This is a genomic window from Ornithinibacillus massiliensis, assembly GCF_018310345.1.
GTDB classification, from domain to species: domain Bacteria; phylum Bacillota; class Bacilli; order Bacillales; family Amphibacillaceae; genus Ornithinibacillus; species Ornithinibacillus massiliensis.
Genome location: NZ_JAGXBY010000005.1, coordinates 21,590 through 41,445 on the forward strand (window position 1 = coordinate 21,590; position 19,856 = coordinate 41,445).

The following is a 19,856-nucleotide window of genomic DNA, read 5'->3' on the forward strand; positions in this document are numbered from 1 at the left end:
TTTATGGGAGTTAATTGTTGATGAAACTAAAAATTGGACATTTATGTTAAAATACATATAGTATTCTGAATATTAAGTACTAGAACTAATAGGGCAGTTTAGTTGAAGAGGCAATAAAATTGTTAGAATACGTTTAGGAGGGGTTATTTTGCAATATTTTATCGGAATTGTTCCACCAGATTCCTATAAAGAGAAGGTAGCAACATTTCGAGGCAACTGGACAACCCATTGGATTAATAAAGCGGTAGAGCCCCATATTACATTAAAGGCTCAAGGTGGATTGACTCCTGACGAAAAGTGGATTTCTAAGGTTAAAAAGCTTTGTGAGATAATCGAACCTTTTCATATAACAATTGGAAAACCAAAGTTTTTCTTTGATAATATTCTTTATTTAAGTATTGAATCAGACGAACTTACCGCTTTGCATAAAAAATTGGTTCAAACTATCGCTCCAAGTCCTGAGTTAATCAAGCGGTACTTTGAGATGGACGATTTTATACCGCATATGTCTTTAGGAAAAACATATTATGGTATGTCAACGGAAGAACTTCAAGATATGGCAAGATTGGCGGGAGAAAAAATTACTCCATATCCTATGTTTAAAGTAGACTTTATTAGGATCTATCGAGAAATTGAACCGCAAATTTATGAAAAGTATATAGACATACCTTTAAATCACTAAATGACCTTATTCAACTAACGGGAGCTTTAATACAATAATGAGATCGTCGCAGTGGCGGTCTTTTTTACTAAAGGGACAGGTTAGTGGAAACAAGGTAATAGAACAAATGGGGGATTGAATAATCGATGAAACAAGAAATTTTCGATGTACAGACTAAAGCACAATTAAAGGTATTGGATGAAATTAGTACAATTTTTGAGAATCTCGATGCTGAATTTTGGTTACGTGGAGGTTGGGCAATTGATTTCATGCTTGGTAAGGTTACCCGACCACATAGTGATATTGATATACAAACATGGATAACAAATAGAGAGCGATTAGAGGCTGTACTTCTACAGGCTGGTTATGAACAAGTACCTGTCGGAGAGGAGTTTCGTAATAGACAATCTGATTTTCTTAAGGATAATGTAGTTGTTACTTTTGGATACTTGACATACGACGTGAATGGCAACCTTATTATGAATGGTTTACCAGAATGGGTATGGCGAGATGATTCCCTTTTGCCGCATTATTTTCAATTACACGGAATAAAAGCAAAAGTCCTGCATCCAAAACAGTTATTGGAAGAAAAGAAAATCTATAAAGAAATTGGTCGACCATATAGAAAAAAGGATGAAGAAAGTAAAAGGATATTGTATCAAATAATATCCGATTTAGAGTAAGTATGTGAAAAAGTGTACTTTAAAGTAAAGGCTGCGTTAATTTAAGAAGGATTAACGCTTATATTATGTTTTACTAAAGGGGCAGAATCCTTGAAGAAGAGGTATTTATTTGTTCAAAGAGTTTAATTGTAGAAATTATTTGGGGGTGCTTTTTTGAAAAGGGTATTAATATTAATTTTACTTGTTGTGACTTTGGGAGCTTGTAGTCAGCAAGAGAATGATACCTCTGGAGAAAGACACGAAGGTATCATTGTTGACATTGAGAAGAATACTTTTGGTGAAATAATGTACATCGTATTATCTTTGCCAAGTGTGGAAGACATTGATATTTCGAGTAAAACAAGAGAGGAACTAATTGATCTTGCACAAGAAAATGATGGTGTGTTCTACCACCTTAACCAAAAAGAATATGAAGAATTAGATTTAGAAATAGGCAAACGAATTGTTGGCTATTATAGTTCTGTTGGAGAATCAGATCCACCTGTATTGTTTACCGATAAAATAGAGGTATTTTCACAATAGTTATGATGACTTTATTAAACAAACGGATGCAAGAGTTGAGTATAGATTTTAAATCCCGTACTGGCTTAATAGGGACATTTAAATCCCTTTTTGGGAACATATATATATAATTACAGTTCTAATTTACTTTTTCTTTTTTCCATATTTACTATTTCCCAACCTTTTTCCGTCTTTCCTAGTATGACTTTCATGTTTGTTCCATCTGGTATTCTATAGAATAGATAACCACCAAAGGCCCATTGAAAAAATTAGTATTTCTCTCACAAACTTTAGTTTAACAAGATAATATAAATAATACGGTTTTAAATTACGAGGTAGGTTAATAAAGGTAACTTAGTATAGAATATTTTAATGTCTATTAATGAAGTTCCAATAAATGTGAAAAGAGTATATAACCTTATTTATGATATCGCTATTAAGGCTATTCAAACATAGTAAGAGGAAAATAGTAAACTTCATTAGCAATCGGTGCGTTAGTTTAAGGTGATTATCGCTTACTGTATTAAAGGAGTAGGTTAACTCAAGTAGAGTTCTTAAAGGCTTGGTAATACAAAAAAGACATTCTTGAAAAGTAGAATGTCTTGTATTGTTTCCTTACATTTAATGTTTACTATTTAATTTCTCGTTATCTTTAACATCATTTACTACATTTTCAATGGTTACATTTTCTAGAGTCTTCTCCAATGCAGTTTGAGCACTTATGAAGTGTGGTTCAATTATATTTTGAATATTCCTTCCGACGCTACAATCAGGATTTGGATTTTCGTGAATGCTAAACAACTCGTTGTCCTTGACAACATTAACGGCTTTATAAACATCTAGCAATGTAATATCGGATAAATCCCTTGCGAGTTCTGCCCCTGCAATACCAGGTTGTACTTTTATTAATCCTGCTTTTTTAAGCATCCCCATAATCTTTCTAATTACGGCTGGGTTCGTGTTAACACTTCTAGCTATATATTCAGATGAACTTACTCCATCTTTATCTATTTCAATTAGAGTTAATATATGAATTCCCACGGAAAATCTGCTGCTGATGGACATCTTCGGTCACCTTCCTTCTTTCCTTACTCTTATTAAAATTAATTAGTTCATCATGTAATTCGTTCGAATACAAGTATATTATATCTTAAAAGATTAATCATAATAAAAAATATTTTTTTATTGTTGACATCCAATCAATATGTAACTACAATGATTACAGGTAATCGAATTGGTTACAACTAAATTTATCAATGCAGGAGGTCTATAAAATGAAAATTGGAATCATTGGTGCAAGTGGAAAAGCAGGTAACCTAATTTTGAAGGAAGCAGTTAGTCGGGGACATGAAGTTACGGCTATCGTAAGGGATAAGTCAAAACTCAAAGACACGAATGTAGCTGTGATTGAAAAAGATATACTAGATCTTACACAAGATGACATTAAAAATTTTGAAGTAGTTGTAAATGCTTTTGGTGCTCCAATCGGTGAAGAGCAAGCACACGTTGATGCAGGTCATGCTTTAATCGAAGCATTAAAGGGAACAGATACTAGAGCAATTATTGTAGGTGGAGCTGGAAGTCTGTTCGTCGATGAAAATAAAACCGTTAGGGTCATGGAAACAGCTGAATTTCCAGACTTGTTTAAGCCAACAGCTAAAGGACAAGCGCGAAACTTGCAAGAATTACAGGAAACATCCGATATTACATGGACATTTATAAGTCCCTCAGCGGAATTCGATGCTGACGGAAAAAGAACTGGATCCTATCAATCAGGAAATGACCAACTTCTATTTAATTCAAAAGGTGAAAGCTATATAAGCTATCAGGATTACGCAATTGCGGTTTTAGATGAAATTGAAAATCCTAAGCACATTAACGAAAGATTTACTGTTGTTGGAGAAATGTAACTTTCGATGCTTCAGAGAAGAAATTTCTCATAGGGAAGACATTAACAAATGTGATTAAAAAGCGGAATCACAAAGTTAATGTCTTTTCTTTTGGTTTCTTAACTGTTTTTAGATTACAAAATGGGGACAGATAGTATTCAACTGAATAGATTGAACACCTAAATACGATTCAGTATTAAAAAAATTAGGTTTTCCTTTGAGGGAATGACGGCTTACCTTGATCATCACGATATTGACGCCTTCTTAGAATTATTAGAGAAGCAAAAAACTAACAGAGAAAAAATATATGAACTAGAACGAGTTAAGCTTAGATTTCAAAATCGTCTTAACGAATAAGAGTTAAAGGTAGGAGTCAAAAGTAGGGGAGTACTAAAGTGAAAAATAGGTTAGCAAGATATTTGCTAGCCTATCCACCTTATTTGTACTTATTTGGCCACGAAGTCTTATAACAAATAATCTAAATTCGTATCTGAATAAATGGCGATTAGAATCACAGATTTTGTGTCTCCAATATTTTTTACCATATGAGGAACACTTGCATTCCAGCTAAAGGAATCGCCTTGTTCTGCGATAATAGAATCTTCTCCTTGTTCAGCAAGTACCCTTCCTTCTAGTACTAAATGAACCTCCTCTCCTTCGTGTGCGTGGGGTTCTTCTTCTCCTATGGCAAATCCAGGTGGAGATTCAACAATCATCATTCGTAATGGTCCTTTTGAGGTTATATACTCTATGTTTAAATGATTTAATGATGAGGTTCTTCTCTCACTTTTTCGAACGACACGCATGTGCTGTTTCTTTTCTAGCAATAAATAAGGTAGAGGCACCTTCAGAAACTCAGCAATGTTATTAAGTGTATTTATAGAAGGTGATGTATTGTTATTTTCAATGTTGCTAATAAATCCTTTTGAAAGCCCTGTGCCTTCACACATTTGCGCGATAGTAATTTTTTTCCTTTTTCTAATATTACGTATTTTAGTCCCTATATCCATCCTAATCACCCCCATAAGTTTTCCTTTATGAAACTAATAGTAGCAAAATCATTGACAGACTACAAGTCCCTTGTTAACATATTGAAAACAAATATTCTTATAAGTAAACAGAGGTAGTATTTTTGCGCTAATGTTTCCTAATATGAATATTTGTTTAGTATTAGATTTCGATTTACGTTTAATAAGGGTAAATCTTACTGTATAGAACGTTTTAAGAAAGAGGTGGCATGTAGGGATACAACATTAACTTGTTAGTAAATAAGATATTGAAAATATATTACTTTAGGAGGAACTAAAATGATAAATAAACAAGATATTGGTGCGCTGTTACTACGAGTGGTTTTAGGAGTTATTTTTATTGGACATGGTGTAAGTAAATTTCAAGATGGTATTGGAAGCATTGCTGGATGGTTTGATAGCATTGGATTGCCTGGATTCTTAGCTTATATAGTAGCAAGCATTGAGTTGATTGGTGGGATTGCGATGCTCATTGGTTTGGGCACACGTGTCGTAGGTGGACTTTTTGTCTTAGTGCTTTTAGGAGCAATTGTGAAAGTACAATTAGCTACAGGCTTTATTGGAGGTTACGCGTACGATCTTGCTTTACTGGCAATATCTGCATATTTCTTATTAAACGGAAGTAAGCTATATTCTTTAGATTATTATATTTCAAAGGCAAAAAACAAATAATAAAAGGGCTCAGACCTATCAGGAGATAAAAATGAAAAATATGAAGATTATTTCGGTAATTATTATTTTATCTATTGTAGTAGCACTTTTTTTATTTGTTAAAAAAGAAGGGCGCGACGAAGAGATGAGTTTGGAAACTTATACAGGGGTTATGGAACCTAGAATTGGTTATGTAGAGCTACAAGTCTCTGACATAGACCGTTCAATATCATTCTATCAGGAATTAATAGGGTTTCAAGTGCTAGAGAGGGAAGAAAAAACAGCAATACTGACAACAGATGGAAGTGTCCCGCAGCTTGTATTAAAAGAGGAGGAATCGTTTGTTGAGCGTCCATATAGATCTACTGGTCTATACCACTTCGCAATCGTCGTTCCTACTAGAGAGGATTTGGCTTTATCCTTAGTACACCTATTGGAAGCTGGGTATCCAGTACAGGGTGCTTCAGACCATCAATATAGCGAAGCGGTCTACCTAGCAGATCCTGACCATAACGGGATAGAAATATATGTCGATAGAGATTCTAATCAGTGGGAAAGAGACGGTAAGGGTGGTTATGTCGGGGGGACAGCGCAATTAGATGTTGAGGATTTATTCTCTGAAATAAAGGGAAGTACATGGAGTGGATTACCTAACGGAACAAGAATAGGTCATGTGCATTTACAGGTATCAGATATAGAGGAGTCCGAAACATTTTATGTGGAAGCACTTGGACTTGATATTGTGGCTAAGGATACTCATATGCTTTTTGTATCCAAAGATGCATACCACCATCATATAGGAATGAATATTTGGTCAGGGAAGGGTTTACCTGCACCTCCAGAAAATGCATTAGGCTTAAAGTATCTTACCCTTCATTTTACGGAAGAAGAGTATAATCGAGCAAAAGGAAATTTAGATCGATTAGGATTTAAGTATAATGATGACAACAAAGAAATGTTGATCAAAGACCCTTCTGGAAACACCATAAAAATTATTATAAAAAACTAATTAGATGGTTTCCACTCTCTTATAATGAAAAAGTTATGATCAATTAGTTACAAACTAATATGTCCGTGAACAATCTTGTAGTATTTATATAAAGTAGCGAAGCTTTACCCCTTTGGATAATTTCATCTAAGGGGGTGTTTTTTGAGCTAAGCACTGAAAGATTAGCAATTAGGCCGTTTTTGAGAACTTTTTTACAATAAAAACGTGAAAAAGCGTTTGACTTTGTGCTACTAAATCCCCTGTTAGTTCAACAAGACTTATCCGTTATTATCAGTATTAGCAAAGTTATTCCTGTTATTTTTATACCAGTCCAATGCCTTTATTTCTATTTCTCTAGCAAGGCGTTCCTTACCGTTTATATATGATTGAATATCATAGGGAAACTGTTGTGCTAATCTGTCTTTTAACTCACCGTAACGGTTCTTTACATCTGGATGCCTTTGCAAGTAGTCTCGAAAAGCCAGGTGTCGTTTTATTTCATAACTTCCAACCTGATAAATATGTACATGATGGGAGCGTTTGTCTCCGCCTTTTTGGAAGTATCTTCTTCCGGGTATTCCGTTCTCACCTTTAGGCTTATATCCAATCTCTTGCATCTCCTGATTGTATTTGTCAACGTTGTTAATGTCTCTTACAACAGGCATTATGTCTATTATTGGTTTTGCCTTTAGCCCCGGAACAGATGTACTACCAATATGATGAATAGCTATAATTTCATCTCCATAAATGAGTTTCAGTTTTTCCACTTCTTCTAAAAACATGGCAGGCCATTTTTCACTATATGAACACACTTCAACCTTTCTCACGGTTCACACTTCTTTCTGCAACTTTTTTGTCTCTTTAGTACGCTTAAATTAACGCCCCTGTTTGTTTAAGTACATTTTAACCCAACAGTTATCCAAAGTAATGAGAAAACACCAAACAATAAGGATCATACTCATGATTCCCCAAGCTGTGGTACTCACTATCCACCAAATTATTGATTTAGCTTTTGTTGAACTTTCCTCATCTTCCATATTTGCTTGTATAAAAGCGAGTTTTCTTTCCATACCTTTTTTCATAGAAGTTAGAGCAACAAATCCGCTTAAAATGAAACCAATAGTTATCCAGAGTAATAAGTTCACCTTTAAACCTCCTTATCTGAGGATTACTTTCCTTTCAATCTTCCTAATCTCATTCTCTTGCTTCGTTATTATTAGTGGATTTCATCACAACCTCTTATTATTTTAACACGGTTGTTAAACAGATCGATAATAATGTTAAAATACATATAGGATTCTGAATATTGAGTGCTAGGCCCTAGGGTGAAAAAGGTGATCATTAAACTGATTGCAAATCTTTGAATGGTGCTATTTATTTAACTCTTTTGAAACTTTATCTTGTGATAGACGTATAACTTTATTGTAACCGCTTAATATTGTTGGTAGGAGGTAAGGATACCGTTGAACTTATTATTAAAGGGATTGATTAGAGGTGTGATTCCATTTGTTTTATTGCTAATAATTTCTTTATGGAATAGGTTACAAGGGTCGGTTGAAGAATCAAATGCTTTCTTTCTCTATGGTGTAGTTGTTTTTTTCTTAGGTCTGACCAGTGTAATATATGAAATCAATCATTGGAAGTTTTCAAAACAAATACTTGCCCATTATGGTGCAATGTTGATTACGGTTTTTCCAACTCTACTACTTAGCGGTTTTTATTCTCTAAATTCTTTTGTGGATTTAGTAAAAGTATATTTAGAGTTTAACATCACGGGGATTGTCTTGTTTTTCTCAACTTATTTGATTTTTAAGCTGATTAGGAAGTTAAATCATGTAAAAGCAGAATGAGTTAGTTACGGAACGAACGAGTGAATTGACTTCAGAGGAGTATTACCATTTTTTCTAACGGATCAGTTTATCAAATATTTGGAAATACACCCATCCCAGCTGATGTGAAAACAACATACATTGGCTCTGTGGAAGAGGCAACAAAGTGGTTAGAGGAGAGCTTTTAAATAGATTAATTAATTCCTTTGTTAAATGTCTTGATAACAGTTCTATACTTTGAAAAATAAAACAATTAATTATTCTATCCTTTGCTACTACGGTTAGCAAAGGTTTTTTATCTTACAATTATGTTGAGGAAGAGCAGTTAAGTGCATAATTATGTTGAACATATATAATATTTTGCATAAATAAAAAAACAGATGTTTTACGGAAGAAGGATTCGCTAAAAATCACGTAATTGACGTCATCTTATTGCGCCACAAGAAATTTCTCTCAGTCGTTACTAAATTCCATTTGCATGAATTATCTGAGATATCTAATCCATCTAATTGATAATTGTTATCAATTATGATATATTAAGTAGTAACGATACAGATAATGGACTAAGGAGAATATATAATGAAAATATACTGGACTACTATTAATAAGATTATTGATGAAACGCCCGAGGTCAGAACGTACTTGCTTGACTGTCCGGAAGAATTTACATGGGAGGAAGGTTCCCATACCCACTTCGCATTGGAAGGCTTTAATGCCGGAGATAAACCAAACCGCGGCCTGATCCGTCATATGTCAATCTCCACTTTACCAAATGAAAATACAATCGGGATCACAACACGTATAAGAGAGCAGTGCTCTGAATTTAAAGCAGTTTTAAGAAATCATAAAGTCGGCGATAAGGTGGCAATATTTAAAACTCATTCGAATGTACCACTTAAAAGAGAAGGCAAAAATGTTTACCTGTTGTCATCAGGTGTCGGACTAGCAACCTTCAGACCGCTTGTACTTGATTATTTGGAACGTGCTGACAATGTTAATCAAATTCATTCCTTGAACATCGATTCATCAAAAGATTTCTTATTCACCAATATCTTTAAATCAGCACCTGACAAGAAGTTCACAGCACAGTTCGTCGATAATCGTAAAGACTACTATGAAGAAGTGAAAAATCTTGCTGAAGACAGGGATGGACTTTTCTATGTTGTCGGCAGTGACGAGTTCATCGTGCAGAATATTGAAGTATTGCGTGAGCATGGCATTAAGCCAGAACAGATTATGCTCGATAAGCATGAACAGCAACGGTCTGAGTTATTATCAGTTGATCTATCCATTTAAGCAAAACGATTTTAGGTAAATATGATATAGATTCTATGGACGCTTTTCTTTAATGAGTAGGCGTCCTTTTTTATCTATAATTACGGTTTCTCTTTATACTATTGTGTTAGTCTTAACATACATATTACCTCGGATATTTTTATAAATATAGCACAAGAAATGTCAAAAGAAAGAAATGGATCATTCTTATAATGTTAATAGGAGTGAGATAAATGAATGAACATATACAACTTATGATTGATTGGATTGAAGATAATTTAACAAATAAATTCTCATTAGACGAGCTTGCTCATTATATGGGATATTCCCCTTATTATTGTTCTTTTAAATTTCACCAAGTAACAGGTATCAGTATTAGGCGCTATGTTCTTCTTAGAAGATTGTATTTATCAACGAAGGATTTGGCCAATAACAAAAGGATAATTGATATCGCCTTTGATTACGATTATTCATCACAAGAAGCTTATAGTAGAGCGTTTAAATCTGTTTTTGGTATCAATCCAAGGGAATATCAACTTCGCCAGCTACCTGTTCAATCGTTTTTCAAGCTCACTATTAATAACAAAGAGGAATGGTATAGAATGAATGTTTCTAGAAAAATAGAGGTTGAAAAGTTACAAAATGGGAATAAGGAGTTGTTTGACCAGGATGTACTTAATATATTGAATGGTCAGGTGATGTATGAAGAGTTTAACAATGAAAAACTAATGGGTGATTCCGATTATGTTCCATTCAATGAAGCAATGTGTGTAAATACGACTACTGAACAAGTTTTCGATAAGGAGTTTATCAAAACGCGAGCATTAGGACATCGTGTTTCAGTAGAGGATTATATCCAAAAAGTAATAGAGCCATTAGATAATCTCTTTCATAAAGAATATAAGTATATCGTTCTATGGTTTGGTGAGGATATGTTTTGTCAAATGAACCTGCTGACCATACTTGCCTATCTGGAGCAGTCCCAATATGACGGGAGAGTTTTCTTAAATAGCTTCAGAGAGGATGAATTTAAAGTAAGCCAAACAGAGCTTACATTAGGTAACTATTTTTCTGTATATAAGGAAGTGCTGATCAATCATAAAAGACCATCAATAGAACTACTTCCAGTAATGTTCCAGGCAAGAGATATATATTTAGATATGCTAAAAGAGAATAATGCAGTAGTAAAGTATATTTCCCAAAATAAAGACCTACCAACATCAGAATTAGTCAATAGGTTACTTAGTCTGTTCCCAACTATAGGATATGGCGATTCCCAATATATAGATCTTATTAATAAAAATAGATAGTCCCGCTATCTATAAACCGTATTTGATGAAGTTCAACACTTTAATCAAATGCGGTTTCTAATTATTACCGTTTGTTGGAAAGTTACCAAGGGAAAGAATGTGTAAAACTTCCACAGTATTAAAGCATTATTATCATGATTACTCCTCCTATCATACTTCGTTATCTTATAAAGCTATCAGAGCATTATATTAGAATGAAAGAGACCAATCTAGCAGTGTGACGGGTTATGGCCTCTTTTTTGTCTGTCTATAAGTCAAATATCTAATAGATAATATACTCCAAAATATCACTATGAAAGAAATCAACTATATTGATAATGTAGAATTAATAAATGATTGACTTTAATAAAGTTAAAGATTACATTTAATTATATTAAAGTCAATCATTAAGTTCGATTTAGCATTTGTAATGGAGGTGTATAGTTAATGTCAATAGATGTAATCCCAGATTGGCTAGCATCCTTAGATGATGAAGATATTAGTTTTATAAAGAGGTTTATATTATCTTCAGGCTCACTTAAAGAAGTTGCAAGTTCTTATGGAGTAACGTATCCTACAGTAAGATTAAGGTTAGATCGATTAATTCAAAAAATCCAAGTAGCTGAAGACACTTCAAATGATCCATATGTTTCACTCATTAAGAGGTTAGCAATAAATGAAAAACTAGATTTTGATACGGCAAAAATATTAATAAATGAATATAAAAAAATAAGAACTGGAGTGTGAATGAAATGGAAGAGTTGGTTCTTTTACTGATTGGATTATTAATTATAGTTGGGATAATAGCACTTCAAATCTCCCTATCTAAGCAGGTGAATAAATGGCCTGGTTTAATATTACCAATCATTAGCCTATTTTTTTCCATGATTATTAGTTTTAATTTACTAAATCCTTCCATCATCGAAGTCATTATAACATTCTTAGTATCTAATATTCTGACAGCAATACTAATAGTTATATACTTTACTCATAGAGGAAAAATTATAAAGAAAAAACAAATAGACAAAATGAATATTCTAGATTTAGAGTGATTATGAATATTTATCCATGCTTTTGGAACCTACGAGTGGACGGTAAAAAGGCAGTTACTACACTACATGTTTTAACTGCCTTTTAATCTATATTTGGATAAAATCACAGTTTATCTAATTGATGAGGTAGCTTCTTGATAGAAGATACGTCAATTAATTCCAGTACCAATACTGTGCACCGTATGGATATTCTATTCTACTATCTACGTGGGTGTAGGAACTTCCATTGTAAACGCCACTAAATCCGGATGACCTAGCTGCATTTCTAAGAGTGGTTAGGGAGACACCTGAAGCGCGAATATCAGCCGCAATTCCGTATGTGTGCTGGCTGTTTGATGAAGAACCAGGAATGCTATTGTTGTGGGAAATACTTCTGAAGCCGGAGTTAATTATAATCGGACGGTTTCCTATTTTAACGCGAACTGCTTCTAGTTTATACATCATTCTGCGAACATTTTCTCTAACCGTAGTGGAGGATACTCTTCCACCGTTAAAGACACTGCCGTCCTTGGAATAAAACTCACTATAATTAAAGTGTTTCGTTCCATTCGGACCTTCTAAATCGTTTAACTTTGCTTGGGTAGCAGGTCCAACAATACCATCAGCAGTTAATCCATAGGCTCTTTGGAAACGCATGACGGCAGCTCTTGTCGCAGGACCAAATTGACCATCGACAGCAATATATGTTTGGGTAGGGGAATCGGCAGCCCAGCCAGCTACTCTTATTTGTAATTCTCTTACATCGGATCCGCTGGAACCTTCTTGTAATGTACGGGTCCAGTTATAGGCAGAAGCCTCATCTGTACTGATAAAGGTCATGGCAAGTGTAATCATGAAAGCAAAACCAACAATACTAATAAACTGTTTAAAAGCGTTTTTCACATTACATACCTCCTAAGATTTAAATTGGTAGTTGCATCCCGAAAGGCTAATGGAACATTACAAAGCTTTTAATCCATATTTTCTATTCAATTGATAAGGCTCTTTTTCAATTAACACTTGTCCGGTTTGATTCCGTCTTTTAATCTGCTTAGGTCTTATGACTTTGAATAATAGAAGCTTTGCTAGAAATAGTGTTGAAATGAATCAAGACGCTTCAAACGGTTCTGAACAGAACAGAGCTTATGAAAGTTCGCCTTTAAACAAACACCCCCTCAAACTTTGGATTAAATCGTTTGAGTTATACGAATCTAGCTGTCTATAACTATACTAACATGGAAAGGAACAGTAAGATATTCGTCAAATGTTCTAAATATATGTAAGGACTTTCGTATGGTAGAAAAGGTAGGAGATAAACGAAGGAACTATAATAGAAATATAGTCATGCAGAAAGTGGTATATTGTTACTAGTTTTTAATTTCCTTACACCATTTGTAAGTGTTTTTGAGCTTTTGTACTGGATATAATGTGTATAACTCGATTCAGTCTATTATATTTCAGAAAAGGATAATAAAAAGGGAGAGTTATATATGGTTAAACAGGGGAAATTATTAGAGGTTCAAGACTTACAAAAGCGCTACGGGAAGAAAAACAATATAACTAAAGCTTTGAATGGTGTCAGCTTTGATATTCTTCCAGGGGAATTTTTAGGAATCATGGGTCCAAGCGGTTCTGGGAAAACTACATTGTTAAACTGTATTGCAACGATTATAAAACCAACCTCAGGACGTGTCCTTTTAAATGGGGAAAATATTAGTGCTTTTGATAGTAAGGATTTAGCCGAGTATCGTGGTAGTCGGATTGGATATCTATTTCAAGACTTCGAGTTACTAGATAATCTAACTGGAAAAGAAAATATCCTCTTACCACTATCTATACATGGGGTGGACTTTGGAAAAGCACGTGCAAAGTTAAATGAGCTAGCGAGCTTTTTAGAAATTACAGATATACTGGATAAATTCCCATCCCAAATGTCCGGGGGACAGAAGCAACGGGTAGCTGCAGCTCGGTGCTTGATAGCTGATCCGGATATCGTTCTGGCGGATGAACCAACAGGGGCTTTAGACACACGCTCTGCGAGAACATTAATGAATAAGTTAGAAGGGATAAATAAAAACAAGGAAAGAACGATTTTAATGGTTAGTCACGATCCAAATGCAGCTAGCTTTTGCTCCAGAATTCTGTTCATTCAAGATGGTGTGCTCTTTCATGAACTGCGTCGTAAACAAGATGAATCTCGAGAAGAATTTTATGATAGGATACTAAAGGTAATGGCTCAGCTTGGAGGGGGAAGTGCAAATGTTCTCTAGGTTGATTTTTCGTAATGCAAAACGAAGTCGTAAGGAGAATTTAATTTACTTTGCCACACTCGTAACCGCAATAGCTTCGTTTTATATTATTCTTTCCCTTGGTAGACAAGATGTTATTATATTTTTAAGGGAATTTGAAAGTGAGGCAATTGATAAACTGTTACAGTTAATGCCGATTGTCTATGGCTTTGCTTTGTTTTTATTATTCTTCTTAATTTTATTTGCTAATCGCTATCAATTAAATCGAAGAAGTAAAGAATTTGGCGTTTACCTCTTATTGGGAATGAGGAAGGAGCGCCTTGTTCTTCAGCTTTTAGCAGAAGGATTTATTACTTCTGTATTAGCACTTATTGGGGGGATATTAGTAGGCGGATTTTTGGCCGAAATAATTAGCTTGACGGTTTCTAAATTAGTTGGTCAGGGCATTATTGGCCATCAAATGAGCTTTTCCTTAAGTGCAGTGTTCTTTACCATTATAGGTTTTCTATTCATCCAGTTCATAGCATTGTTCATTCTTGGTGGAAGGTTATTTAATCAAGAGGTTCAACAATTGCTTAAGGGACAAATGGAAAAGAAACAAGATATGGGGCGTGTTAAAGGTAATATTCTTCATATATTGGTAGGGTCTGTATGCTTAGGAATTGCGTATTGGATTGTACTCTATCGTTTTGAGGAGCTCGGGGGTCTACTGTTGCTTGTGGCACTGATTCTCGGATGTGTAGGAACGGTATTTTTTATGAGGGGATTTGGCAGGCTCTTAGGGTTAATGGCAAGCTTATCTGAACGAAAGTCTACGAAAGGGTTGCGCACATTTACATTAAGGCAGTTTCAAGAAAATGTGGCTAATCGATCGGATTCTGTTGCGGTAACGTCAATCCTCATCACACTGTCTATCATTTTATTAGCAAATGGTGCTTCCACTATTATAGGGTTTGATAGTACTTCTGTTAGAAGCTCCTCGTTATATGATTTTACTGTTAATGGGGATCATCATAAGGTAGAGGAATTCCTTCATTCTGATGCCATGTCGCCTTATGTAGAGCACTTAAATTTGCTAGAAATTGCTAAGCTTGATAATCAAGATGTGCACACGGAGAATGGTCAGCAGAAGACATTGGTGGATTGGTCTAAATTAAAAGAACAACTTATTATGTCTCTGCCAAGCGAGGAAAAGGAGCAATTTTTATCGGGGGAAATGCAAGGGTATACGATTAGTCGAGAAAACCCGGAGGCACTTAATCTGCTAGGTATCTTAGAGATCGATGCAACAACCCCTTATCTAATTCCAGAATCATCTTATAATCGGCTGTTACAAGCTATAGGAGAAGAGCCATTGAACCTTCATGCTGATGAAATGGCTCTATACTTCAATCCTGATCTTTTGTATATGGATGATTTGGGAAATATGTCTGTATTGGACACTATTCTAGAAAAAGCCTCCATAGAAGGGCAGACTTTAGTAAGCATTGGTGACCAACCAATTTCCATTCGAACTTCTGTCCCTATGAGAGGCTTAGTAGCAGATCGTTCGGTAGAAATTCATTCAGCGTTTATTGTCCCCAATCAAATGTTCGAGCAATTAGTGAATACAGAAACTTACAGGTCCTATTGGAACTTTCTTATCCCACAGAAGTTGCAAGAAGAACAAGGTTTAATGAAACCAATGATGGAAGCTAGGGATATATTAAAAACATCAGGCTTTGAATTTGAAAGTTATTTGGAAAATTATGGACGAAAACTCTTTTATGTTGTTTCAGGAAGCTACACCGAATTATACTTGGGCTTCTTATTTCTGATTATTGCTTGTACCGTATTAGCATTACAATTCTTAACACAAATAAGGCAGACTGGTCAACGTTACGTTACACTTTCCATGCTAGGTGCAAAGCGGGGACAAATGAAAGAAGCGATGTATAGGCAAGTACTGTACACCTTTTTATTGCCTATGTCTCTTGCGTGTATCAGTGCAGCGGTTGGAATCAAGGCAATGTTATCCTTCCATTATCTGTATATCGAAGAAAGTGCTATGCTATATCCGATGCTCCTTCTCTTTGCAAGTGTAGTAATCGTCATTGTTATTATATATGGAGCAGCAGTTGCTCGGTCAGCGGGTCATGAGATAGATAAATTACGATGGAAGTCGAATATGGATTAGTAATTTCACAATAGGGGGTGCTGAAATGGCGACAATTACAATTGTAGAAGATGATTCTTTTATGAGAGAAGAGCTAACGGATATTTTGCTAAAAGCGGGGTATAACGTAATCGCTATTTCAGACTTCCAGGATGTTGTTACTCCTATAGTAGCCAATCCCCCAGACTTAGTTTTATTAGATATCAATTTACCGGGCCTGTCTGGGTTTGATATATGTAGAAGTCTTAAATCAAAAGGTATTAGGCCCATATTAATTTTGACATCTAGAGATAAGCTGCAAGATGAATTACATGGCCTGCAACTAGGAGCAGATGATTATCTGACCAAACCATGTAATCGAGATAGATTGTTAGCACGCATTCAAAATCTATTAAGAAGGTTTGAGGGACAACCTGATTTACTAGAGGGTAGTAATTTTACTCTAGACCCTAATACATTTACCTTATATAAGGGAGATCAATCGCTGTTATTATCAGCTAATGAGGGGAAGATATTAAAAGCGCTAGTGCAACATAAATCCGAGATGGTATCTAAGTCAACATTGAGTGAACATCTATGGGGAACCAACCAATATATAGACGAAAATGCACTTCAAGTCAATATCACTCGATTGCGGAAAACATTGCGAAAGTTAGACCTAGATGACCAAATCGAAACCATAAGAGGTCAAGGGTACCGACTTAGGGGGTAAGGAGCATGAAATGGCTAAAACAAATCTATGATTGTTTTCAAGCTTATAAGCTTTGGTTTCTCATTTTACTAGTTACAAATGTATTCTTTATCTTTTTAGCCTGGTTAGCTTACCCAGAAACCTTTACGGTATTAGTAGGGCTCATGATTATGTTTACATTAGCAATGGTCGTCATATCGTTATTTTTTATAGTAAAAAAGCAACGGGAAATTGAAGCGGCATTTGAGAATTTTTTAGTAGAGGCAAATGAAACGAATGAAGAAATACTATGTCGAGTGTCTCCTAAGACCCATAGGTCGTTTATTCGTAGAATGGGAAGCGTCATGAGAGTAAATCAGATGAAATTAGATGAGCAAGTGACCGAGTTAGCTGATTATGAAAGCTATATAGAAGGCTGGGTGCACGAAATTAAAAAACCTCTTTCATTAATGACGTTGGTGTTAGATAACCGCCGAGACGGCATGTCTCCTCTAGTCAGACAGCGTATGGTTCATGTTCGAGATCAAATGCAAGGGGATGTAGAACGAATCTTGTACTTTGCAAGACTGAGATCAGCTCATAAAGATTACATATTTGAGCCTATAAACATAATCGCGTTTTGTAAACGGACAATGGAAGATCAGCAATCGTTATTAGATGAAGCCGGTTTTCACATACAGTTCATAGGGGAAGAGATGGAAGTCTTATCCGACAGAAAGGGTTTAGCATTTATACTTGAACAAGTAATTGCTAATAGTGCGAAATATATGTTACCAGATCAAGAAAGCCCCATGTTAAAATTCGAAACGGTTTATGATAAGGTAGGCGATCAAACTATTTTACATATTACGGATAATGGACCTGGTGTGTTTCAAGAGGATTTGCCATTTATTTTTGATAAAGGCTTTACTGGAAGAAAAGGCACGTATGCAAGAGAATCGACAGGTATGGGACTTTATTTAGTGCATAAGATGGCTAATGATTTAGCTATTCAGCTAGATGCGAAATCAGAGCCTGGTTCTGGACTTTCTATATCGCTATTCTTTCCACGTGTTAAAGCTTCATTGTCCAATAAAGTATGAGAATACCATCTTGTTTTTGGATGTGTTGCACACTAGTACTTGATAGTAGTAGTGAACTTCATTTAATCCTTGGTTTAGTTGTAAGGGACTATGCCAGGGATTTTTGTTTTTAGTATGTTATGTTCTAATAAATATAGTGAAAATCATGATGAATTTTATTAAAAAAAGTGAGAAAATTGTCGTATTTCTGTGGTATACTATTCCGTGCGTTTAGGTCTTTATAACTATTTATTGATTATACTTAGGAGGAAGAAAATTGAAGAACAACTTTATGAAAATTGTCCTCGTTTTTGGGATAATTATGTTCCTAGCGGCTTGCGGTTCTAAAGCGGAATTATCAGATTATGTAAAGGTTAATTTTAGTGGGTATGATACAATGGGAACCGCCACTTACGAGATAGATCAGGATAAATTAATAATGGATACATTTGAAGTATCAGATAATATTTTTGATCTTGATTTTGAGAAGTTAAATGAGATAGATGATATGTTATCTGCGTACAGTATTGAGTTAGATAAGGACAAGGATTTATCTAATGGTGAGCAAGTTGTTGTTAAACTATCGGTAGATGATTCTAAAACGGATAAACTAAAAACAAAAAGTGAGATTAAGGTAACTGTCTCAGGTCTTGAAGAGCCTAAAGAATTAAGTGATGAAGAAATTGAGAAGCATGTTGTTGTTAACTTCAACGGTGTTAGTGGAAGAGGGTCACTCATGATTGATACCACTTTCAGTGATGACTTAAGGGGGTTAACTTTCGAATCATCCCAAGATGGTGAAATAACAAATGGTGATACGGTTGTCGTTAGTTTAACAGAAGATTCTAGAGATTCTTTAGCAACTCTTGGCTATGTCCTTACAGGTAAAGGAGAGGCAAAATTCGAAGCATCCGGTTTAGATGTGGTAGCAGAGAAACCTTCGGATATTGCCAATTTAGATGATGTAGAACGATTTATTAGTGAAGGGATAAATAGGGAATATCAAGATTGGGGTTTTTACAAATATGAAATTATAGAGGGAAATACATACTATAGACAATTCTACAAGGAAGAAGAGTCAATTTCTTTTTGGGGAAATTCTTCTAGTGATGGTACATTAGTCAATATATATACTATTGAAGAATATGGTTCAGAGGGAGAATTAGTAGATACGTATACAGTAGTTTATGGGTTTACTGATATTATCTTGGATGAGAATAATAAGGCGAATGTTACAGAATTAAGGGAATATTCGAATAAATATGATGACACATACTCCTTAGAATCTGTTGAAAAACTTTTAGAGGGGTATGGATATCAAGTAGTCGAGTAGTAGTTAAAAGGTGAACAATGTAATAAGGTAATTGAAATTTACTTCGGTGTTTTTATTTACTAGCATGATTTTTCTGGACCTAAACTTTTTACCAGAGTCTCAAATTATTTTTGTTACAATGTCTTTTAAATCAAAAGACCTCTATGTGTTAACTTACCATATGGGGTCTTTTTATGTTAAATAGCTACGAAATATTTTTTATCTAAATAACTTCCTAAATAGAATCTTCATAATCATATTGCATTCGGATTTCTGAAGTGATAGAATAGTAAAAATTAAATAACAAATGCGATGAAGAGAAGAGTAAATGAAATGTAATTCATAACAGAGAGCTCCGGATGCTGAAAAGGAGTATGATTTATTTCATTGAAGCAAGACTCTGAGCAGCACGTTGGAATCATAAGATGATGGCGTGACAGGAGCTCCTGTTATAGAGCTAGAGTATAAGCAATTAGTAAATTGCCGTACTTAAAGAGGTTAATATGGCGACATATTAACAAACTGGGGTGGCACCGCGAACAGGAAATGATTCAAAATCTCGT

At 34.9% G+C, this 19,856-nt stretch carries 21 protein-coding genes and 1 other annotated feature (1 of these 22 cut by a window edge); of the genes, 16 read left to right on the forward strand and 5 right to left on the reverse strand.

All coding sequences use genetic code 11. The annotated features are described in order from the left end of the window. The first annotated feature begins 148 nt into the window (after nucleotides 1-148). The 3 genes from KGF86_RS13900 (at nucleotide 149) to KGF86_RS13910 (ending at nucleotide 1,866) form a co-directional block, all read left to right on the forward strand. Entirely contained in the window at nucleotides 149-682 is a 534-nt protein-coding gene (locus KGF86_RS13900) for a 2'-5' RNA ligase family protein (protein WP_211742246.1), read from the forward strand. 125 nt (nucleotides 683-807) lie between these two features. Next, complete coding sequence (locus KGF86_RS13905) at nucleotides 808-1,344, forward strand: nucleotidyltransferase domain-containing protein (protein ID WP_211742247.1); 537 nt, start codon at nucleotides 808-810, stop codon at nucleotides 1,342-1,344. Between the two features lie 153 nt (nucleotides 1,345-1,497). Continuing rightward, complete coding sequence (locus KGF86_RS13910) at nucleotides 1,498-1,866, forward strand: hypothetical protein (protein ID WP_186869434.1); 369 nt, start codon at nucleotides 1,498-1,500, stop codon at nucleotides 1,864-1,866. Nucleotides 1,867-2,466: 600 nt separating this feature from the next. Here KGF86_RS13910 and KGF86_RS13915 read toward each other — a convergent pair. Next, entirely contained in the window at nucleotides 2,467-2,910 is a 444-nt protein-coding gene (locus tag KGF86_RS13915) for an Rrf2 family transcriptional regulator (protein ID WP_211742248.1), read from the reverse strand. Between the two features lie 209 nt (nucleotides 2,911-3,119). Between KGF86_RS13915 and KGF86_RS13920 the strand changes: the two genes are divergently transcribed. Continuing rightward, entirely contained in the window at nucleotides 3,120-3,755 is a 636-nt protein-coding gene (locus tag KGF86_RS13920) for an NAD(P)-dependent oxidoreductase (protein ID WP_211742249.1), read from the forward strand. A gap of 443 nt (nucleotides 3,756-4,198) precedes the next feature. On the opposite strand, the gene KGF86_RS13925 is transcribed toward KGF86_RS13920, so the two are convergent. Then, on the reverse strand, nucleotides 4,199-4,744 hold the full coding sequence (locus tag KGF86_RS13925) for a helix-turn-helix domain-containing protein (protein WP_211742250.1): 546 nt from the start codon (nucleotides 4,742-4,744) through the stop codon (nucleotides 4,199-4,201). 297 nt (nucleotides 4,745-5,041) lie between these two features. Between KGF86_RS13925 and KGF86_RS13930 the strand changes: the two genes are divergently transcribed. Together KGF86_RS13930 and KGF86_RS13935 are read left to right on the forward strand one after the other, a co-directional pair. Then, nucleotides 5,042-5,434: a DoxX family protein gene (locus KGF86_RS13930; RefSeq protein WP_222619010.1), complete on the forward strand. Its 393-nt coding sequence runs from the start codon at nucleotides 5,042-5,044 to the stop codon at nucleotides 5,432-5,434. 31 nt (nucleotides 5,435-5,465) lie between these two features. Then, complete coding sequence (locus KGF86_RS13935; protein WP_211742251.1) at nucleotides 5,466-6,422, forward strand: VOC family protein; 957 nt, start codon at nucleotides 5,466-5,468, stop codon at nucleotides 6,420-6,422. A 257-nt stretch (nucleotides 6,423-6,679) separates the two neighbouring features. Here KGF86_RS13935 and KGF86_RS13940 read toward each other — a convergent pair whose 3' ends face one another. Continuing rightward, the gene (locus tag KGF86_RS13940; RefSeq protein WP_211742252.1) at nucleotides 6,680-7,228 is read right to left on the reverse strand and encodes a GrpB family protein; all 549 of its coding nucleotides are present in this window, start codon (nucleotides 7,226-7,228) and stop codon (nucleotides 6,680-6,682) included. A 48-nt stretch (nucleotides 7,229-7,276) separates the two neighbouring features. Next, nucleotides 7,277-7,546: a hypothetical protein gene (locus tag KGF86_RS13945; protein ID WP_211742253.1), complete on the reverse strand. Its 270-nt coding sequence runs from the start codon at nucleotides 7,544-7,546 to the stop codon at nucleotides 7,277-7,279. A gap of 318 nt (nucleotides 7,547-7,864) precedes the next feature. Here KGF86_RS13945 and KGF86_RS13950 point away from each other — a divergent pair, with 318 nt between their 5' ends. The 5 genes from KGF86_RS13950 (at nucleotide 7,865) to KGF86_RS13970 (ending at nucleotide 11,846) form a co-directional block, all read left to right on the forward strand. Beyond that, the gene (locus KGF86_RS13950) at nucleotides 7,865-8,251 is read left to right on the forward strand and encodes a DUF3021 family protein (RefSeq protein WP_211742254.1); all 387 of its coding nucleotides are present in this window, start codon (nucleotides 7,865-7,867) and stop codon (nucleotides 8,249-8,251) included. Nucleotides 8,252-8,809: 558 nt separating this feature from the next. After that, nucleotides 8,810-9,526, forward strand: a complete 717-nt coding sequence (locus tag KGF86_RS13955) for a dihydropteridine reductase (RefSeq protein WP_211742255.1) — start codon at nucleotides 8,810-8,812, stop codon at nucleotides 9,524-9,526. A 212-nt stretch (nucleotides 9,527-9,738) separates the two neighbouring features. Continuing rightward, on the forward strand, nucleotides 9,739-10,815 hold the full coding sequence (locus KGF86_RS13960) for a helix-turn-helix transcriptional regulator (protein WP_211742256.1): 1,077 nt from the start codon (nucleotides 9,739-9,741) through the stop codon (nucleotides 10,813-10,815). A 426-nt stretch (nucleotides 10,816-11,241) separates the two neighbouring features. Then, entirely contained in the window at nucleotides 11,242-11,541 is a 300-nt protein-coding gene (locus tag KGF86_RS13965) for a DUF2089 family protein (RefSeq protein ID WP_186869446.1), read from the forward strand. A gap of 5 nt (nucleotides 11,542-11,546) precedes the next feature. After that, nucleotides 11,547-11,846 carry a hypothetical protein gene (locus tag KGF86_RS13970; RefSeq protein WP_211742257.1) on the forward strand — a complete coding sequence of 100 codons (300 nt, stop codon included), beginning with the start codon at nucleotides 11,547-11,549 and terminating at the stop codon, nucleotides 11,844-11,846. A gap of 153 nt (nucleotides 11,847-11,999) precedes the next feature. On the opposite strand, the gene KGF86_RS19515 is transcribed toward KGF86_RS13970, so the two are convergent. After that, nucleotides 12,000-12,728 (reverse strand): D-Ala-D-Ala carboxypeptidase family metallohydrolase, encoded by a 729-nt coding sequence (locus KGF86_RS19515; RefSeq protein WP_343221462.1) that lies wholly within the window; start codon nucleotides 12,726-12,728, stop codon nucleotides 12,000-12,002. Between the two features lie 587 nt (nucleotides 12,729-13,315). Here KGF86_RS19515 and KGF86_RS13980 point away from each other — a divergent pair. The 5 genes from KGF86_RS13980 (at nucleotide 13,316) to KGF86_RS14000 (ending at nucleotide 19,314) form a co-directional block, all read left to right on the forward strand. Continuing rightward, nucleotides 13,316-14,095: an ABC transporter ATP-binding protein gene (locus tag KGF86_RS13980; protein ID WP_186869447.1), complete on the forward strand. Its 780-nt coding sequence runs from the start codon at nucleotides 13,316-13,318 to the stop codon at nucleotides 14,093-14,095. After that, nucleotides 14,085-16,250 carry an ABC transporter permease gene (locus KGF86_RS13985; RefSeq protein WP_186869448.1) on the forward strand — a complete coding sequence of 722 codons (2,166 nt, stop codon included), beginning with the start codon at nucleotides 14,085-14,087 and terminating at the stop codon, nucleotides 16,248-16,250. Before KGF86_RS13980 ends, KGF86_RS13985 begins: the two co-directional genes overlap by 11 nt. A 25-nt stretch (nucleotides 16,251-16,275) precedes the next feature. Continuing rightward, complete coding sequence (locus KGF86_RS13990) at nucleotides 16,276-16,941, forward strand: response regulator transcription factor (RefSeq protein WP_186869449.1); 666 nt, start codon at nucleotides 16,276-16,278, stop codon at nucleotides 16,939-16,941. 5 nt (nucleotides 16,942-16,946) lie between these two features. Further along, the gene (locus tag KGF86_RS13995) at nucleotides 16,947-18,002 is read left to right on the forward strand and encodes a sensor histidine kinase (protein ID WP_186869450.1); all 1,056 of its coding nucleotides are present in this window, start codon (nucleotides 16,947-16,949) and stop codon (nucleotides 18,000-18,002) included. 256 nt (nucleotides 18,003-18,258) lie between these two features. Continuing rightward, nucleotides 18,259-19,314 carry a hypothetical protein gene (locus tag KGF86_RS14000; RefSeq protein WP_186869451.1) on the forward strand — a complete coding sequence of 352 codons (1,056 nt, stop codon included), beginning with the start codon at nucleotides 18,259-18,261 and terminating at the stop codon, nucleotides 19,312-19,314. A 282-nt stretch (nucleotides 19,315-19,596) separates the two neighbouring features. Next, nucleotides 19,597-19,856 (forward strand) — a binding site (T-box leader); it runs 7 nt beyond the window's last position.

Excerpts from the sequence above, each read along its gene's own strand:
- KGF86_RS13905 (WP_211742247.1), top strand. The coding sequence starts at position 808 with ATGAAACAAGAAATTTTCGATGTACAGACTAAAGCACAATTAAAGGTA.
- KGF86_RS13915 (WP_211742248.1), bottom strand. The coding sequence starts at position 2,910 with ATGTCCATCAGCAGCAGATTTTCCGTGGGAATTCATATATTAACTCTA.
- KGF86_RS13920 (WP_211742249.1), top strand. The coding sequence starts at position 3,120 with ATGAAAATTGGAATCATTGGTGCAAGTGGAAAAGCAGGTAACCTAATT.
- KGF86_RS13925 (WP_211742250.1), bottom strand. The coding sequence starts at position 4,744 with ATGGATATAGGGACTAAAATACGTAATATTAGAAAAAGGAAAAAAATT.
- KGF86_RS13930 (WP_222619010.1), top strand. The coding sequence starts at position 5,042 with ATGATAAATAAACAAGATATTGGTGCGCTGTTACTACGAGTGGTTTTA.
- KGF86_RS13935 (WP_211742251.1), top strand. The coding sequence starts at position 5,466 with ATGAAAAATATGAAGATTATTTCGGTAATTATTATTTTATCTATTGTA.
- KGF86_RS13955 (WP_211742255.1), top strand. The coding sequence starts at position 8,810 with ATGAAAATATACTGGACTACTATTAATAAGATTATTGATGAAACGCCC.
- KGF86_RS13960 (WP_211742256.1), top strand. The coding sequence starts at position 9,739 with ATGAATGAACATATACAACTTATGATTGATTGGATTGAAGATAATTTA.
- KGF86_RS13965 (WP_186869446.1), top strand. The coding sequence starts at position 11,242 with ATGTCAATAGATGTAATCCCAGATTGGCTAGCATCCTTAGATGATGAA.
- KGF86_RS13970 (WP_211742257.1), top strand. The coding sequence starts at position 11,547 with ATGGAAGAGTTGGTTCTTTTACTGATTGGATTATTAATTATAGTTGGG.
- KGF86_RS13980 (WP_186869447.1), top strand. The coding sequence starts at position 13,316 with ATGGTTAAACAGGGGAAATTATTAGAGGTTCAAGACTTACAAAAGCGC.
- KGF86_RS13985 (WP_186869448.1), top strand. The coding sequence starts at position 14,085 with ATGTTCTCTAGGTTGATTTTTCGTAATGCAAAACGAAGTCGTAAGGAG.
- KGF86_RS13990 (WP_186869449.1), top strand. The coding sequence starts at position 16,276 with ATGGCGACAATTACAATTGTAGAAGATGATTCTTTTATGAGAGAAGAG.
- KGF86_RS13995 (WP_186869450.1), top strand. The coding sequence starts at position 16,947 with ATGAAATGGCTAAAACAAATCTATGATTGTTTTCAAGCTTATAAGCTT.